Source organism: Gordonia sp. 852002-50395_SCH5434458, from assembly GCF_001665905.1.
Taxonomy (GTDB): domain Bacteria; phylum Actinomycetota; class Actinomycetes; order Mycobacteriales; family Mycobacteriaceae; genus Gordonia; species Gordonia jacobaea.
Window position 1 is genome coordinate 24,184 of sequence record NZ_LZTC01000067.1, and the last position, 16,765, is coordinate 40,948.

Annotated in this window: 17 protein-coding genes; 9 read left to right on the forward strand and 8 right to left on the reverse strand. The window is 66.4% G+C overall.

What is annotated here, in order from left to right; all coding sequences use genetic code 11:
• Positions 1 to 4: 4 nt before the first annotated feature.
• Positions 5 to 1,309, reverse strand: coding sequence for an aspartate aminotransferase family protein (locus A5785_RS15545; RefSeq protein ID WP_064867371.1), 1,305 nt, complete (start codon positions 1,307 to 1,309; stop codon positions 5 to 7).
• Positions 1,310 to 1,398: 89 nt separating this feature from the next.
• Here A5785_RS15545 and A5785_RS15550 point away from each other — a divergent pair, with 89 nt between their 5' ends.
• The 4 genes from A5785_RS15550 to A5785_RS15570 all read left to right on the forward strand — a co-directional run bounded on the left by A5785_RS15550 (position 1,399) and on the right by A5785_RS15570 (position 5,121).
• The gene (locus A5785_RS15550; protein WP_156525575.1) at positions 1,399 to 2,412 is read left to right on the forward strand and encodes a D-2-hydroxyacid dehydrogenase; all 1,014 of its coding nucleotides are present in this window, start codon (positions 1,399 to 1,401) and stop codon (positions 2,410 to 2,412) included.
• A gap of 372 nt (positions 2,413 to 2,784) precedes the next feature.
• The gene (locus tag A5785_RS15560; protein WP_064867375.1) at positions 2,785 to 3,732 is read left to right on the forward strand and encodes a hypothetical protein; all 948 of its coding nucleotides are present in this window, start codon (positions 2,785 to 2,787) and stop codon (positions 3,730 to 3,732) included.
• Positions 3,733 to 3,812: 80 nt separating this feature from the next.
• Positions 3,813 to 4,391, forward strand: coding sequence for an orotate phosphoribosyltransferase (gene pyrE / locus A5785_RS15565; RefSeq protein ID WP_064867377.1), 579 nt, complete (start codon positions 3,813 to 3,815; stop codon positions 4,389 to 4,391).
• Between the two features lie 19 nt (positions 4,392 to 4,410).
• Complete coding sequence (locus tag A5785_RS15570) at positions 4,411 to 5,121, forward strand: TrmH family RNA methyltransferase (protein WP_064867439.1); 711 nt, start codon at positions 4,411 to 4,413, stop codon at positions 5,119 to 5,121.
• Between the two features lie 9 nt (positions 5,122 to 5,130).
• Here A5785_RS15570 and A5785_RS15575 read toward each other — a convergent pair whose 3' ends face one another.
• Together A5785_RS15575 and A5785_RS15580 are read right to left on the reverse strand one after the other, a co-directional pair.
• Entirely contained in the window at positions 5,131 to 5,868 is a 738-nt protein-coding gene (locus A5785_RS15575) for a DedA family protein (RefSeq protein ID WP_049699990.1), read from the reverse strand.
• A 170-nt stretch (positions 5,869 to 6,038) separates the two neighbouring features.
• Positions 6,039 to 6,767, reverse strand: coding sequence for a VTT domain-containing protein (locus A5785_RS15580; RefSeq protein WP_049699989.1), 729 nt, complete (start codon positions 6,765 to 6,767; stop codon positions 6,039 to 6,041).
• Between the two features lie 177 nt (positions 6,768 to 6,944).
• Here A5785_RS15580 and fbaA point away from each other — a divergent pair, with 177 nt between their 5' ends.
• Positions 6,945 to 7,979 (forward strand): class II fructose-bisphosphate aldolase, encoded by a 1,035-nt coding sequence (fbaA, locus tag A5785_RS15585; protein WP_064867379.1) that lies wholly within the window; start codon positions 6,945 to 6,947, stop codon positions 7,977 to 7,979.
• A gap of 185 nt (positions 7,980 to 8,164) precedes the next feature.
• On the opposite strand, the gene A5785_RS15590 is transcribed toward fbaA, so the two are convergent.
• Together A5785_RS15590 and A5785_RS15595 are read right to left on the reverse strand one after the other, a co-directional pair.
• Positions 8,165 to 8,503 (reverse strand): hypothetical protein, encoded by a 339-nt coding sequence (locus A5785_RS15590; RefSeq protein ID WP_005207603.1) that lies wholly within the window; start codon positions 8,501 to 8,503, stop codon positions 8,165 to 8,167.
• Positions 8,500 to 10,938: an Rv0361 family membrane protein gene (locus A5785_RS15595; RefSeq protein ID WP_064867381.1), complete on the reverse strand. Its 2,439-nt coding sequence runs from the start codon at positions 10,936 to 10,938 to the stop codon at positions 8,500 to 8,502. The genes A5785_RS15590 and A5785_RS15595 overlap by 4 nt, the downstream gene beginning before the upstream one ends.
• 253 nt (positions 10,939 to 11,191) lie before the next feature.
• On the opposite strand from A5785_RS15595, the gene A5785_RS15600 reads away from it, so the two are divergent.
• Positions 11,192 to 11,659, forward strand: coding sequence for a DUF3151 domain-containing protein (locus A5785_RS15600; RefSeq protein ID WP_039856335.1), 468 nt, complete (start codon positions 11,192 to 11,194; stop codon positions 11,657 to 11,659).
• Positions 11,656 to 12,771 (forward strand): FUSC family protein, encoded by a 1,116-nt coding sequence (locus A5785_RS15605; protein WP_064867383.1) that lies wholly within the window; start codon positions 11,656 to 11,658, stop codon positions 12,769 to 12,771. Before A5785_RS15600 ends, A5785_RS15605 begins: the two co-directional genes overlap by 4 nt.
• 3 nt (positions 12,772 to 12,774) lie before the next feature.
• Here A5785_RS15605 and A5785_RS15610 read toward each other — a convergent pair whose 3' ends face one another.
• Positions 12,775 to 13,191, reverse strand: coding sequence for a DUF2568 domain-containing protein (locus A5785_RS15610; protein ID WP_064867385.1), 417 nt, complete (start codon positions 13,189 to 13,191; stop codon positions 12,775 to 12,777).
• A gap of 133 nt (positions 13,192 to 13,324) precedes the next feature.
• On the opposite strand from A5785_RS15610, the gene A5785_RS15615 reads away from it, so the two are divergent.
• Complete coding sequence (locus A5785_RS15615) at positions 13,325 to 14,242, forward strand: cation diffusion facilitator family transporter (protein WP_064867387.1); 918 nt, start codon at positions 13,325 to 13,327, stop codon at positions 14,240 to 14,242.
• Between the two features lie 75 nt (positions 14,243 to 14,317).
• Positions 14,318 to 15,118 carry a polysaccharide deacetylase family protein gene (locus A5785_RS15620; protein ID WP_064867389.1) on the forward strand — a complete coding sequence of 267 codons (801 nt, stop codon included), beginning with the start codon at positions 14,318 to 14,320 and terminating at the stop codon, positions 15,116 to 15,118.
• Between the two features lie 33 nt (positions 15,119 to 15,151).
• On the opposite strand, the gene A5785_RS15625 is transcribed toward A5785_RS15620, so the two are convergent.
• Both A5785_RS15625 and A5785_RS15630 read right to left on the reverse strand, forming a co-directional pair.
• Complete coding sequence (locus A5785_RS15625) at positions 15,152 to 16,015, reverse strand: site-2 protease family protein (RefSeq protein ID WP_064867391.1); 864 nt, start codon at positions 16,013 to 16,015, stop codon at positions 15,152 to 15,154.
• On the reverse strand, positions 16,012 to 16,638 hold the full coding sequence (locus A5785_RS15630; protein WP_156525576.1) for a hypothetical protein: 627 nt from the start codon (positions 16,636 to 16,638) through the stop codon (positions 16,012 to 16,014). Before A5785_RS15630 ends, A5785_RS15625 begins: the two co-directional genes overlap by 4 nt.
• Between the last annotated feature and the right edge of the window lie 127 nt (positions 16,639 to 16,765).

Consider the following 16,765-nt stretch of genomic DNA (forward strand, 5'->3'; position numbering starts at 1 on the left):
GCGGCTAGGGGCCGTCGTTGCGGGCGGCGACGTCGGACAGCGCTGCGCTGAATCGCTCGACGCCGGTCGCGATTTCGTGCTCGGTGACGACGAGGGCGGGAATCAAGCGGACCACGTTGGCCTCTGGTCCACAGGTGAGCGTCAGTAGTCCGTGTCGAGTGGTGGCCTGCTGGACGGCGAGAGCTGTTGCCGCGTGGGGTACCGGGGTGTCGCCGTCGCGGGAGACGAATTCGATGCCGACCATGAGGCCGAGACCGCGCACGTCGCCGATGGCGTCGTAATGGGAGGTGACAGAGCGGATTCCGGACAGAAGCTGTTCGCCCCGGACACGTGCGTTCTCGACGAGATCCTCGTCGTCGATGACATCGAGCGTCGCGATGGCTGCCGCAGCGGCGACGGCATTGCCGCCGTATGTTCCGCCCTGCGAGCCGGGCCACGCCTTGCTCATCAACTCCGTCGATGCGGCGATCGCGGAGATCGGGAAGCCCGACGCGAGTCCCTTTGCGGTGACGAGGATGTCGGGGGTGAGGTCGTCGGCGTGCTGATGTCCGCAGAACTTGCCCGTGCGGCCGAAACCGGCCTGCACCTCGTCGATGACGAGCAGGATGCCGTGGCGGTCGGCGCGTTCGCGGAGCCCTGCGAGGAAGCGTGGCGGCGTCGGGAGGTATCCGCCGTCGCCGAGGACGGGTTCGATCAGGAATGCGGCGGTGTCGTTCGGCGCAACGCGGGATGCGAGCAGATAGTCGAGTTCCTTGAGCGCGAAATCGATTGCGGCGTCGTCATTCCAGCCGTAGCGGTACGCGTAGGGAAACGGCGCCATGTGCACGCCGCCCATGAGGGGTGAGAAGCCCGCGGAGAATCGGGTGCCCGCGGTGGTGAGGCTCGCGGCGGCGACGGTGCGCCCGTGAAATCCGCCCTGGAACACGATGATGTTGGGCTTCGCGGTTGCCATGCGGGCCAGGCGCACCGCTGCCTCGACGGCCTCCGACCCGGAGTTCGCATAGAAGACGGAGTCGAGCCCGAGTGGGAGGACTGCGCCGAGCTTCTCGGTGAGTTCGAGCAGCGGCTGATGCATCACCGTCGTGTACTGCGCGTGGATGATCTTCGTGCACTGCTCCTGAGCTGCGGCGACGACCCTCGGGTGGCAGTGGCCGGTGCTGGTGACCCCGATGCCGGTGGTGAAGTCGAGGTAGCTGTTTCCGTCGGTTCCGTGAATCCACGAGCCGAGTGCGTGATCGACGACGACGGGCGTCGCCTGCTTGAGGATCGGCGACAGCGACGCGGTCTGAGGCGTTGCGGCGAGGGTCATGGGTACACGGTGTACTCAGATCGTCGGATTGTCAACAATTAGACAGGGTGCTGTGTCCGGTGGGTGCGTACACGGATACGGTGGCGGGTGTGACGTCCACCAAGCCGCAACTTGTTCTCCTCGGCGCCGACGACGCGCCGGGTCCCTACAACCTCGCTGACCTCGAGGCGCTCGCCGACGTGCGGCAGTGCACTGTCGAGACCTTGCCGCAGGTGCTGCCGGGCGCCGATGTTCTCGTCGTGTGGGACTTCTTCTCCCGCGCGCTGCGCGACAACTGGGGCGCCGCAACACAATCGCTGCGCTGGGTGCACGTCTGCGCCGCGGGCGTCGATTCGCTGCTGTTCGACGAGCTCGCCGACTCCGACATCGTGGTGACCAACGCACACGGCGTCTTCGACCAACCGATCGCGGAGTTCGTGCTGGCGTCGATCCTGGCGCGGGACAAGCGCTTACACGAATCGGCGCGCCTGCAGTCGGCGCACGACTGGGTGTGGCGCGAGACGACGCGGACCGCGGGGTCGTCGGTGTTGGTCATCGGGACCGGCGGGATCGGACGCGCGATTGCGCGGCTGCTGCGCGCCGTCGGGATGCGCGTGACCGGCGCCGGGCGCACGGCACGTCACGACGATCCCGACTTCGGCGAGGTGCGTGTGACCGACGAATTGAGCACGTACGTCGGCGAATTCGACAACGTCGTCGTCGTGGCGCCGCTCACTGCGCAGACCGAGGGCATGATCGACGCGTCGGTGCTGTCGGCGATGCGTTCCGACGCGCACCTTGTCAACGTCGGAAGGGGAAGGCTCGTCGACGAGGAGGCGCTGGCCGACGCGCTGCGCAGCGGCGGGATCGGCGCGGCGTCGCTCGATGTCTTCGTCACCGAACCGCTGCCAGACGACAGCCCCCTGTGGGACTTCGACAACGTCGCGATCTCGGCGCATATGAGCGGCGACGTCGTGGGGTGGCGCGACGAGCTCGCCGATCAGGTGCTCGACAATCTGCGGCGGTACGTCGAGGCTGGGCGCGAGGCCGGCGGCGAGGAGTTGTCGACGGCGCTGCGGAACGTCGTCGACAAGCGGCGGGGGTACGTGGCGTCGGGGAGGTGATCTCGACAAGCTCGATCAGCGGGGGTTGGCTCGATCAGCGGGGATTTTCCGCTGGTTGAGCAGGCCGCGAGCGTAGCGAGCTGCCGTGTCGAAACCACGGTGCGCCCGTGCTGGTGGGCTCGGTCGGTGATCTCGACAAGCTCGATCAGCGGGGGTTTGGCTCGATCGGTGATCTCGACAAGCTCGATCAGCGGAGCGGGGCTCGATCGGCGAGGGGCGGCTCGATCAGCGAGGGGGCGCTCGATCGGCGGGTGGTGATCTCGACAGGCTCGATCAGCGGGGTGGGCTCGATCAGCGGTTGGGTGGGGCGCGCTCGATCAGCAGCGAGGCATTCTCGATCAGCGGCGTGCCCCTGAAGTAGGCTGTAGCGCGATGACCATCGTCTATTTCGTGATCGCAGCCGTGGCGCTGGCCGGTGCGGCGGCCCTGCTGTGGCTCGACCGCAAGCGTTCCAGCGGCACCCGCCACCAGCGTGCCGTGTGGGGTGATGCCCACGACTTCTCCTACCGTGCCTCAGATACCAAGCTGCGCAAGGTGTTCCACCGCGCGACGATGAACGTTCCCGACAGCGTCGGGGTTCAAGATGTCGCATACGGAGTTTATGGCGGTGCCGAGGCTGTCGTCTTCGACCTCGCTGATACCGCAACCGTGATCGCGGTGCGTCGTAACGCGCCGTCGAACGTGATCGTCGACCTTCGCCACGAGGATGTGCTCGCGCCCGCGGAGGACGACGTCGAACTGCTCGGTGCGATGGGTCCGCGTGTCATGTTCTCCAATGACCTCGACGTCGCACGACGGGTGTGCGACCGGAGGATGGTCGCGCTGGCCAACAACGCGCCGTCGTACGTCGAGGTGCTGTGGGACGAAGGCAACTGGGCGCTCGGTTCGATGCCGTTGACCGATGACGCGACCAAGCTCGACACGGGACTCGAAGTGGTTCGACGCTTCGCTGACCTGCTGCGTGTACTCCCGCCGGTGCAGGACCCCCAGGATCCGCCGGACCCGCGTGATCCGCACGGGCCGACGCGCGAAGAGTTTGCCGACGAGAAGACCGAGTCGATGCGCGACAAGGAACGTCGGGCGCGCATTCAGGCGCAGGAGGCAGCAGCTCCCGCGACGCGCCGTCAACCGCCACCCCAGAACCAGCAACCACAGAACCAGCCACCACAGGCCGAGCAACCGCAGAGCGAGACCGGAGCCAGGCGCGCGTCGACGCCGTCGACCGGCCGCGGCATGACCCCGATGCCGGTGCGGCGGTCACGCAGCGCGCAGCCGCCCGAGACGGGTGAACGCTCCAATCGGCATCATCGTCGTGACTGAGTGTTTCACGCAGTTTTCGAGACACAAGCAGCCATCGAGACATCCCACCGCGACGCACGAGCAGGAAGAGTGAGCCGACTGTGACCTCCTCAACGCCCTCCGCATCCGCGACCCCCGAGGTCGACGGCGACGCCCGCGCGGCGCTCGCGCGACTCGTCGCCGAACTGTCTGTGGTGCACGGCAAGGTGACGTTGTCGTCGGGACGTGAAGCCGACTACTACGTCGACCTGCGACGCGCCACGCTGCATCACGAGGCGTCGCCGCTGATCGGCAAGCTCATGCGACAGCTCACCGCCGACTGGGGATACCAGTCGGTCGGCGGGTTGACGTTGGGTGCCGACCCGGTTGCGACCGCGATCATGCACGCGCCCGGACGCCCCATCGACGCATTCGTGGTGCGCAAGGCGGCCAAGGCGCACGGAATGCAGCGTCAGGTGGAGGGCCCGGACATCGCAGGCAAAGCGGTGCTGATCGTCGAGGACACCAGCACCACGGGCAATTCGCCGGCAACCGCTGTGGCGGCTGCGCGCGAGGCCGGAGCTGTCGTGGTGGGTGTTGCGACCGTCGTCGATCGCGCAACCGGCGCCGACGACGTGATCACGAAACTCGGTGTGCCGTACCGATCTCTCCTCGGCCTCGCCGACATCGGGCTTGCCTGAGGCGATGTCGACCGGCGGCATGTCGCCAGAGGGATCTGGGCCACCCGAGGGATCTGACTCGCCCGAGGGTTCGGACGTACCCGGACCCACCGAATGGCAGGCACGGCCCGCCGTCGGAGTGGGGCCGTGGGACGTCGAACGGGATGGTCGAATCCCCGACGATCCGCGCTACGACCCGGAACTGCTCGCCGAGGGTGATACCCGGAATGTCGTTGATGCATACCGGTATTGGCGCCGCGAGGCGATCGTCGATGACATCGACGCGCGTCGACACCCGTTTCATGTCGCCATCGAGAACTTCGCGCACGACGCCAACATCGGGACCGTGGTGCGGACCGCGAATGCGTTTGCCGCGTCGGCGGTGCACATCGTCGGACGACGCCGCTGGAATCGTCGCGGAGCAATGGTGACCGATCGCTATCAGCATCTGCTGCACCATGATTCGGTGTCGGAGCTGATGACGTGGGCGCGCGACAACGGTCTCGCCGTGGTCGCCGTCGACAACACTCCGGGGTCGGTACCGCTGGAAACCGCTGATCTCCCACGAGAATGCGTACTGCTCTTCGGTCAGGAGGGGCCCGGCGTCAGTGACGACGCACAAGCGCAGGCGGACCTGGCGGTGTCGATCGCGCAGTTCGGATCAACACGGAGCATCAACGCCGGGGTAGCGGCGGGAATCGCCATGCACGCGTGGATTCGGCAACACGCCGACCTCGACGACGCGTGGTGACGCCAGGCGTCAGACGTTGTCGGAGGAGTGCGGATCGGCCGTGGCCGTCGCCTCCGAGGTCGCGACGGCATCGGTCGCGACCTTCTTCGCGGCGCGTCGTCGGCGATACCACTCGATGAGCATCGGGGCGATCGACAGGATGACGATCAGGATGAAGATCGGCTCGATGAGCTTCTGCACCACCTCGAACCGGCCGAGCCAGTAGCCGAGCAGAACGATGCCGGCACCCCAGACGATGGCTCCGATCACGTTGTAGAGCGCGAACACCGACCACTTCATGCGCGCGGCGCCGGCGACGATGGGAGCGATGGTGCGCACGATGGGCACGAAGCGGGCCAGGAAAATGGTGATCGGGCCGTGCTTGTCGAAGAACTCCTGCGCCTCGATGAGATAGCGCTCCTTGAGGAACCGGGCATCGGGTTTGAACATCTCGGTCCCGATGAATCGGCCGATCCAATAACCCACCTGACCGCCGAGGATCGCGGCGATCGGCACGAAGACCAACAGCTGCCATAGCGACGCGAACTGGTCGATGCCGTCCTTGCCACCTGCCGCGACCACCATGCCCGCGACGAACAGCAGCGAGTCACCGGGGAGGACCGGGAACAGCACACCCGACTCGATGAAGACGACCAGGAGCAGCCCCCAGAACGCCCAGGCGCCGAACCAGCTCAGCACGTTGATGGGGTCGAGAATGCCGGGGAGAGCGACCACGGTGGTCGTATGGGCAAGTGCGGTGTCGATCACGGGTCACCAGGCTACTTGGCGAAGCTGTCCGAGAGCTAATGAGTGGCTGTCAGAAGCGGCCGTGCCCGGCGTGCAGTGCCGAATGTGGCGCAGCCCCCATCGGGGGAGCGCTACACCGCGGTGTCCACTATGTCCGCTACGCGGCGGTGTCTATGCGCGGGGGCGGTGTCCTATGCGCGCTCCGCGGCGTCGACCTTCTCTTCGACGACGGGTTGGCGGGAACGTCGCCAGCGCTTGACCACCTCGGAGATGATCGGGAGCACCGAGATGAAGACGATCAGCAGGAAGATCACGTCGACGTTGTCGCGAATGAACGCGATCTGGCCGAGGAAGTATCCCAGGAGCGTCACGCCTGCACCCCAGACGACCGCGCCGATCGCGTTGTAGGCGAGGAACGTGGAGTAGCGCATCTTTGCAGCTCCGGCGACCAGCGGTGCATAGGTGCGCACGATCGGCACGAAGCGCGCCAGGAAGATGGTGATGGGGCCGTGCTTCTCGAAGAACTCGTGGGCCTCGACGATGTAGGACTGCTTCAAGATGCGGGCGTCCGGCTTGAACAGGGAGTACCCGAGTCTGTTGCCGATGAGGTACCCGACCTGGTCGCCGAGGAACGCCGCGATCGGAATGGTCACCAGCAGCACCCACAGTGGGGCGAACGGCTCGATGTCGGCCGACTTCGCAGCCACGATCAGGCCCGCGGTGAAGAGCAGTGAGTCGCCTGGGAGTAGCGGGAAGAGCAGTCCTGACTCGATGAAGACCACCAACAGCAGTCCGGCGAGAATCCAGGTGCCGAAGGAGTTCAGCAGGTTGACGGGGTCGAGGAAGCCGGGGAGAAGGGCGAGGTCGGTCGTCGTTGCTGCGAGAACGGGGGCTGTGGCGTCGAGAACAGAGGCGGTCACGGCTCCGAGGGTAGCGGAAACGGACAAAGCGTCCTATTCGCGCGCGGGCGCAGGTGTCGACGCGGAGGTTTAGACGCAGGTGAGAGCGTCCTGCACACGCTGGAGTGGCACTTGCCATACTGAGGGGGACTCAACAGAGCTCGAAGTGTGAGATCCCACCCGGTTGGAGGACGTGACATGCCCATTGCAGCCCCAGAGCAGTACGCCGAGATGTACGCGAAGGCGAAGGAGGGTGGCTACGCATTTCCCGCGATCAACTGCACCTCGTCGTCGACGATCAATGCGGCCATCAAGGGCTTCGCCGATGCCGGGAGCGACGGCATCATCCAGTTCTCCACCGGTGGGGCCGAGTTCGGCTCGGGCCTCGGCGTCAAGGACATGGTGACGGGCGCGGTTGCGCTCGCCGAGTTCGCGCACGTGGTGGCCGCCAAGTACGACGTGACGATCGCGCTGCACACCGACCACTGTCCCAAGGACAAGCTCGACACCTACGTGCGTCCGCTGCTCGCGATCTCCCAGGAGCGCGTCGACGCCGGCAAGAATCCGCTGTTCCAGTCGCATATGTGGGACGGCAGCGCTGTGCCGATCGACGAGAACCTCGAGATCGCGCAGGAACTGCTCGTCAAGGCGGCTGCGGCGAAGATCATCCTCGAGGTCGAGATCGGCGTCGTCGGTGGTGAAGAAGACGGTGTCGAGGCGGAGATCAACGACAAGCTCTACACCTCGGCCGAGGACTTCGAGAAGACCGTCGACGCGCTCGGCGCAGGTGAGAAGGGCAAGTACCTGCTCGCCGCCACCTTCGGCAACGTGCACGGCGTCTACAAGCCGGGCAACGTGAAGCTGCGCCCCGACGTGCTCAAGCTGGGCCAGGACGTCGCGAGCAAGAAGCTCGGTCTGCCTGAGGGCTCCAAGCCGTTCGACTTCGTGTTCCACGGCGGATCGGGCTCGCTCAAGAGCGAGATCGAGGAAGCGCTCACGTACGGCGTCGTCAAGATGAACGTCGACACCGACACCCAGTACGCCTACACCCGACCGATCGCCGGGCACATGTTCAGCAACTACGACGGCGTGCTGAAGGTCGACGGCGAGGTCGGCAACAAGAAGGCCTACGACCCGCGCGTCTGGTCGAAGAAGGCTGAGACCAACATGTCCGAGCGCGTTGTCGAGGCATGCGACGACCTGAAGTCGAACGGCAAGTCGATCAGCGCCTGACGTTTCACGCCTGAACTTCGCACGCAGACCACCGCGCGCCCCCTCTCGGTTCGGGAGGGGGCGCGCGGTGCTTGTGTCGGAATGGCGGGAAAAGGGCGTGCTGGGTCGCGAGTTGCGGTTGCCCAGAGGCGCGGTATCCGAGCGCCTGGGCAACCGCAACAACGGGGCCTACGCGCTCAGTGCGCTCAGGACCAGATCAACCCGATGGCGACGGTCAAGGCCAACGCGGCCATGGCGATCGCCGCGCAGATCACTGCGGGGTCGGCTCGACGTTGCACCCGGACCCGCTGAGAGTGGACGCTCCGGGGAGCGGGGCGTCGTACAGGGACGTCGAGTTGCTTCGGATGGCCGAACGGTGTGGCGCCCGGCGCGTCGGCTGCCGGGACATAGGAGCGTCGCGCTGGTCGGGGCGTAACCCGCAGCGGCTGGGTCGTCGGACGGTGGACCGGCGCATGCCCACCCGGCACCCACCCTGTGCCGGGAATGTCGTCGCGTAGGGGACCTGGCGCCCTGCGACCGGTCACCGCGGCGTGCAGACCTTCCAGTCGCTGCCATCCTTCTGGAGATTGATGGTGACGGTCTGAGGCTCGTTGGGGTTGCTGGTTTGGTAGGCAGTCACCTCGACGACCGCCTTTGCCCCGTCGTCGGTCACCTTCGACGCCTTGATGTCTCCGGTGCGGACCAACTCGTTGCGCGCCTTCTGTGCCGAGTAGATCTTCTGGAAATCAGCGTCGGAGATGTTGGTGTAGAACTGATTCTCCTGACCGCACGTCACTGAGCGCAGCGTCGAGAGGTCGCCGTTGTAGAGGGCGGTGGAGAACTTCGACGCTGCGTCGGCAGCCTGGTCGGCTGCAGGCTTGGCGCGCGATGCGATAACGCCCCACACAACTCCCACGACGACCAGCGCCAGGACGACGAGCGCGCCGACCGTCAGCAGCAGACGACGGCTGGAGCCTTCCTTGCTCTTCGCAGTGGTCGTCGTCGACGTTCCGGCAGGTGGAATCACCTGTGGCTGGTGCGGCGTGGTCGACCAACCGGTCGACGTCGTGGGACGAGCCGTCGACGTTTGTGCGGTCTTCGCTGCGGACCCTGCTGCTGCGCCCGCTCCGACTGCGGCGGCTCCCGCGGCAGCCGCGCCGCCGACAACCGCCGCGCCCTTGCCGATGTTCACCTTGTCGGTGGTGGCGCTGTCGGTCGGGGCGTCGGGCTTCTGTGCCTTCAGCGCGACGGTCTCCGCCTCACCGTCGATGGTGTCTTCGTCGTCGGCGGGCTGCTCGTCGGTGGGCTCTTCGCCTGTGGGTTCCTCGTCGGTGAGCGCTTCGTCGACGGGTTCTTCGTCGGTGAGTTCTTCATCGACAGAAGTGCTGTCATCTTCTGCGGTTTCCGCGTCGGCCGCCTCGTCGGTGTCGGCTTGTTCGGCGTCGGTTTCGGGCTCGGTCTCAGCCGATGCGTCGTCGACGTCGTCAACGTCGGCGGGTTCGTCGCCGTGCGCGGTCTGGTCTTCGGCAACTGTCTGGTCTTCGGCAACTGTCTCGTCGTCGACGCCAGTCTCCGTGCCGGCCTCGGTGTCGGCGGTGTCGTCGGACTCGGATGTGACGGCGGCTGCGGAGGTGGCAGCAGCTGCGGAAGTCGCTGCGGCCGTTGGTGTTTCGTCGCCGGGCTCGTCGGCCTGGTCGATCTCGTCGATGGGTTCGAAGTCGCCGATGTCTCCGTCGGTCGCGGCTTCTTCGACGCTCAGGTCGCCCGCGTCCGTGGTCGCTTCGAAGGCTTCGAGGCGAGCTTCGGCGTCTTCCTTCTCGTGCTCGGCATCGGTGGCGTCGACGGTTTCGGGATCGGCGTCGTCAAGCTTCGCTTCGTGATCGGCACCGTCCAGCTCCACTTCGGACTCCGCCTCGGCGCGGTCGGCAGCGACGGCGTCCGCGGTGTCGTCGGCGTCTTCGATCTCGGCGGCAGAAGACTCGTCAGCCGCAGGGAACTCGGCGGCGTCGTCGGCTGTCTCGTCGACTACCTTCTCGTCGGCGTCGCTCTCGTCGACTGCCTTCTCGTCCGTATCGGTCTCGTCGGTCTCGGCGTCGTCGGTGTCGTGCGCTGCCACGGCGGCCGCGCCTGCGACTCCCGCTGCGACCGCGCCCGCGGCCGCGATCTTCCCCGCGTTGCCCTGATCGTCTTGGTCGGCGCTGTCGGTGTCCTCGGCGCTGTCGGTGTCCTCGGTGCTAGCGGTCTCTTCGGCGCTGTCGGTGTCCTCGCTGCTAGCGGACTCTTCAGCGCCGGACTCCTCAGCGGAGTCGGTGCCCGTGATGTCGACGTCGTCGAGGTCGGGCATGTCGCTGGTATCCGGCAGGTCGTCGCGCTTGATCACCGTGGTGTCGGTGGCGCTCGGCGACGCCGTGCCGGCAACCTTCACGACCGCGGGCTTGTGACCCTTGTCGTCCGAACCCTTGTCGTCCGAACTCGCGGCGTCGGAACTGTCGGTGTCAGTTGCTTCGGCTGCTTTGGCGTCGTCGGCCTCGGTGCCGCCCGCGAGGGGATCGATGTCGTCGAGGTCGTCGAGCGTGCTGGGATCGGGAAGCTGATCCCGCGAGATCACCTTTGTCGCGGAGTCGATGCCTCGACCTCCACGGGGCTTCGGGCCACTCGGGCGTGAATCCGTCCCCTGTGCGCCGCCGGCGCCCACCTCATCGACCTGAGACTTGTCCACAGATGATCCCGATTCCCCCGTTTGTGTATCCGTGACTGTTGTTGCCTCGGCGCCCGCCGATTCCTTCTTGCCCGCCGTCTCGCTCTTGCCCGCTGTCTCGCTGCGCGTCGACGTCCTCGCAGTGGACGCGGCCGGTGCTGAGTTCTTGGTCGGCGACGAGTAGGTCCGGCTCGACGTCCCCTCCAGACGTTCGGCGGCCTTCTTGCGTATCACCGAGAAGGCTTTGGTGACAGCCGATTTCCGATCACCGGATTGAGGCATCGTCGATCACCATTCCTTCCTCGAGCAAGTGGATTCTGCCGCGCATCGCGGCGTCGTGGTCGTGCAGCGACCAAGTGCGCCATTCACCCTAGCGAATCGTCGTTGTCACGGGCATCCGGGCAGGGGATGAGCATCTGCGCAGACTACTACCGCCGGGCAGATGTCGCGGGGGCGTCGAGCGGCCGTGCCCCGACCGGCTCGGCGGGTCGACCGAAGCGGACACGGTGTCGTGGCTCGATGCTTGAATAGGGGTGTGACTTCCTTTGGAGACTTGCTGGGCCCGCAACCGACACTCCTCCCAGGAGACGACGAGGCCGAATCGGATCTGCTCAACGGCGCATCGCCCGCTGCTGTAGCCGCCGAACATCCCACGGCGTCGATCGCCTGGGCATATCTGGCGGAAGGTGCGTTGACTGCGGGTGGTGTCGGAGCCGACGGTGAGCCCGCAGGTGAACAAACGCCTGACGTCGACGCCGTGATCGCCGCCTACGCCTACGCGCGCACCGGGTACCACCGCGGGCTCGACCAACTGCGCCGCAACGGGTGGAAGGGATTCGGACCCGTTCCGTGGTCGCATGAGGGCAACCAGGGCTTCCTGCGCTGCGTCGGCGCGTTGGCCAGAGCTGCTCGAGTCGTCGGTGAGCGCGACGAGTACCTGCGCTGCCTCGACCTCCTGAACGAAAGCGACCCGACCGCGGCAGAACAACTCGGCCTGGTGTGACCGCAACGCTGCGTGCACGGGTCAGCGCCAGGGTCAACGCGCTCCCGCGCCCCCTGCGCACCCGCATTCGGCGGCTGTACCTTTCTCTGCAACCGATCGTGCAATGCTCGATCGCGGCGGGTCTGGCGTGGTGGATCGCTCTCGACCTACTGCATCACTCACGTCCGTTCTTTGCGCCGATCGCGGCTGTCATCTCGCTGGGGCTGTCACTCGGTCAGCGGTGGCGGCGCGCCGTCGAACTGGTCGTCGGCGTCTCCATCGGAATCCTGATCGGCGATCTGCTGATCTCGCGGATCGGCTCGGGGACCTGGCAGATCATGGTCGTCGTCGCACTCGCGATGGCGACAGCGGTGTTCCTCGACGACGGCCCGCTGATCCCGATGCAGGCGGCGTCGTCGGCCGTGCTGGTCGCGACGCTCCTGCCGCCTGGTCAGGCGGGCGGCTACTACCGCGCGTTCGACGCGCTGATCGGCGGACTTGTCGGCATCACCGTCGGCGCGCTACTTCCAACGAACCCGGCGGCGCGTGGGCGGCGTGATGCGGCCGGGATTCTGGCGACGATGCGCGACGCCGCGAAGACCCTCGCGGCGGGACTGCGTGTGGGCGACCCCGACGTGGTGTTCTCGGCGCTTGAGAGCGCGCGCGGAACACAGGCCGCGATCAACACGATGCGCTCGGACATGCGTGGCGGCAAAGAGATCAGCACCATCTCGCCGCTGTACTGGCGGCAGCGAATACGACTCCAGCGAATCGCCGCGACAGCGGACCCCATCGACAACGGGGTGCGCAACTTCCGGATCGTCGCACGGCGCGCGCTCGGGATGACGCAGCGCGGCGAGAAGCTCCGCCCCGAACTGATCGAGATCATCGACGACCTCGGCGACGCGTTCGAGACGCTGCGTCGAATGATGCTCGCCGACCCCGGCGAATCGCCCGACCCCGCCGACGCCGCGCGGGTACTGCGCACGATCGCGCGCAAGGCTCGCGCGGAGCTCGTCGCCGAGAGTGACATGAGTGAGACCGCGCTGCTGGCAGAGATACGTTCGCTGCTGATCGACCTGCTGATGGTGTGTGGTCTTCGACGCTCCTCCGCGCAGGCGACGCTGCGCTGAGCGTCAGGCCTTGCCGTCGATCGCGCGCTGCCCCAGAGCGAAGATCGGCACCGACACCGCGACGCAGCCGATTGCGCCGTCGACCCCGATCAGTGCGCTCGCCGCGGCCGCGGCGACGACGATGAGACAGACTCCGAGCGCGATGCGCGGGACCAGCCGAAGGCGGCGTCGCGCTTTCGGCGACATCCAACGCCCCCACACGCCGCCGACGACCGCGAGCGCGACGACACCGAGCAGGACGCCTGCGGCGGGACCCGCGAATGCGGCGCCCAAGTGATAGCCGACGGCGACCGCGAAGGTCCAGAGCATGATCTCGACAGCGAAGACCAGCGCTCCCCAGGTGTAATCGCGCGGGCCAGACAGTGGGCGAAGCTCGACGCCGTACTGTTCAGCACTTTCGAGAGCGGTGCTCTTGTTCATGCTTCGAGTGTGCGCTCGCATGGATCGGAAAGCAAGAGCGGTGCTCTCTTTTCCCAAAACTGCCGTGATTCAAAGATTTAGGCGACCCTAACTCTTGTCATATATGCGAAAACATGCATATATTGGCGAGACCATGGGTCACTCGCATACACACACGCACTCGCACGGCGCCGGCGCCGCGACGTCGAATCGGCGGATCTGGCCGATGGTCGTCGCCGTGGCGATGATCGGGACGTATTTCGTCGTCGAGCTCAGCGTCGGAATCGCCGTCAACTCGCTGGCCTTGATCGCCGACGCCGGGCACATGCTGACCGACGTCGTCGCACTGTTGATGGGTCTTGTCGCACTGTTGCTCGCGCGTCACGGATCGACGACGGCCGAGCGGAGCTTCGGGTGGCATCGCGCCGAGGTCTTCACCGCGGTGGCCAATGCGGTGCTGCTGATCGGTGTTGCCGTCTTCGTGTTGTACGAGGCGATTCGACGCATCGGCTCTGATCCGGAAGTGCCCGGGCTGACGCTCATCGTGGTGGCGTTGGTCGGCCTGGCCGTCAACGTCGCGATGATGCTGCTGCTGCGTGCGGACTCCAAGGAGTCGATTGCGGTGCGCGGCGCGTACATGGAGGTGTTGGCCGACGCGGTCGGAAGCGTCGGCGTGTTGGTCGCGGGCATCGTGACGATGACAACCGGTTGGGGCTACGCCGATATCGTGGTCGCGGTCCTGATCGCGATCTGGGTGGTACCCCGCGCGGTGCGTCTGGCCCGCGATGCCCTGCGCATTCTCAACCAGCAGGCACCCGACCACATCGACGTCGACGCTCTCGAGGACGAGCTCGCCGCTATCCCCGAGGTCCACGACGTCCACGACCTGCACGTCTGGTCGCTGACCACCGGAATGGACGTCGCGACAGTGCATCTGGCGAGCAACTGTCCCAACGACGAGGTGCTCCCGCAGGCGCGCGCCGTGCTGGCCCGCCACGGCCTCACCCACGCGACGATTCAGGTCGATCCGGACCAAGCGGGCAAGCGCTGCCGCGACGATATGGGCTGGTAACGCGACACGCTCGATCTCGTTGCCCTCACGCCACCTTGGTGGGCTATCTTCACAGCCGTGAGACGTAGGGGGTTCATGACCGTCTTGGCTGCAGGGTTGGTCACTGCACTCGGGGGATGTGCGACAGCGCGCGTCGACGCGTCGGCACCGACGGCCTTGCCGTCGACCAACCCGATGTCGCCGACTCCGAAATCGGTTGCGCAGACACCGATTCCGCAGGTACCACCACCCGACGTTGCACGAAGGGTTCCGGTTCCCGCGGGCACACTGACCGGATTGCCGGGTACGGGAAGGCATCTCGCGCTGACCGTCGACGACGGCGCGAGCTCCGAGGTCGTCGGTGCGTACATCCGATTCGCTCGTGACACGGGCGCGCGGTTCACCTTCTTCGTCACCGGTGGCTTTGATTCCTGGACAGACCACAAGGCCGAGCTACGACCGCTCGTCGACTCCGGTCAGATCCAACTCGGCAATCACACGTGGACCCACGCCGATCTGACGTCGCTCTCGACCGAGGGTGTCGCGGACGAGCTGTCGCGGTGTAAGCGGTTCCTACGCAACACGTTCGGCGTCGACGGCACTCCGTTCTTTCGTCCGCCGTACGGCTACCACAACGACACGGTCGACGCCGTGGCCGCAGAACTCGGATACACGACGCCCGTGCTCTGGTTCGGGTCGCTCTCGGACTCGGGATTGATCACCGAGCGCTATCTGGTGCAGTGCGCGCGGCAGTACTTCCATCCGCAGACCGTGATCATCGGCCACGCCAATCATCCGCCGGTGACCCACGTGTATCCGACGCTGGTGGAGATCATCCGCGAGCGTCGACTCAACATGGTCACGCTCGACGACTACTTTGTCACGCGCAGGGCATGAATTGCGGAGCGGCCCGCCAGCCCCGCTGGTACATCACGTCCGCCAGAACATGAAGACGTTCCAGCCCTGGTTCGCGAGATTCGATGGCACGCCCGACAATTCGAACAGCCAGCGGATGAGGTCGAAGAAGGCGGCGTTCAGTTGAGGAATGAACAGTAGCGCGAACACGATCAGGAACCCGTAGGGCGCGATCTTGGCGGCGCTCGCGCGTGTCTGCTGCGACAGGTATGGCTCGATGGCGTTGTAGCCGTCGAAACCCGGCATCGGAATCAGGTTGAGCACGGCCGCGGTGATCTGCAAGAAGGCGAGCATCGCCAGTGCCGCCCACAGATTGATGCCGTCGACGGCCAGGATCATCCCCGACATCAGACCCGAGTGGAGGGGGATGTAGGCGTCGGGTGCGGCGATGCGGATGACGAGCAGCAGGATCGCCGCGAGCAGGATGTTCATCGCGGGTCCGGCGAGTGAGACCAAAGTCTTCTGCCGATTGGTCATCCCGCGTTCGTCGAGATACACAGCGCCGCCGGGGAATCCGATACCGCCGAGCAGAATGATCAGCAGCGGCAGGCCGAGCGACAACCCCGGATGCGTGTAGCGCATCGGGTTGAGCGTGAGGTAGCCGCGCAGTTCGGCATTGCGATCGCCGAACCGGAACGCGGTGACGGCGTGGCCGAATTCGTGCAGACACAGTGAGATGACCCAGCCGGCGAGTACGAGCAGCAGGGTTCCGCCGATCGACATCGCGTTGCGACCGGGTGCCGAGACCGCGCACATCCAGCCGCCGACGGCCGCGACGGCGATGAACGCGAAGAACAACCATCCCGGCCGTATCGCGCGGGCGATCTCGCCGGGCGTCGGATGCCCCGACCGATCGCTCGCCCACGCATTGCCCGTCATGAGTGGCAGACCAGCTTCCAGTCGATGTGGTGGCGGTAGAACGTCGAGCGTTTGACGGTCCGCTCGGTCAGGACGCCTTCACGCTCGACGACGAGGTTGCTCCCGCCGGTCTGTGCCGCGCGCCCGACGTGCCAGCTGCCCTGCCGGAGTGTGCGTTCGACGCGGGCGCGTACGCCCGGTGCCTCGCGGGTCGGTTCGATCCGCACACCGCGTACCGAACCGGTGAACAGGCGGGCGTCGTCGACATAGCTCTCGCCGTGCAACTTCGCACCGTCGGCGCCGAGGTGACGTGCGCTGCCGACGAGGACGGTGGCGGCGTCGTCGCGGATCAGTGGTAGGGCGTGAGCGTCGCCGTCGCGGGCGAGGTCGACGGCCGCCTGTCCGTGCGGTAGGCCGTAGCGCCGGGTTGCCGGGGTGGCGTAGCTCGGCGTGTAGGCGACCTCGACGTCGAGTCGTTCGGAGATCATCAGGATCGCCACCACCTCGGCGAGCAGCACGTCGGGGTATGCGCAGTCGCCGGGCTCGACGATCAGCCGGCTCGGTGCGTCGGAAAGCGCGCTCTCGACGACTCGCCGTACCGCCTTGCGGGTCGGTGGCGACTGCCGGGCGTCGTCGACGATCACCGTCGACGACGAGATAACTGCATGGGACACGCCGACGAGCGTAGTCGGGCCGCAACGTCGATGTCGGGGCGTCGGCCAAGGGTTCTGCCCGGTCAGCAAGTAGGGTAGGTCCGTTACGGCGCGTTCC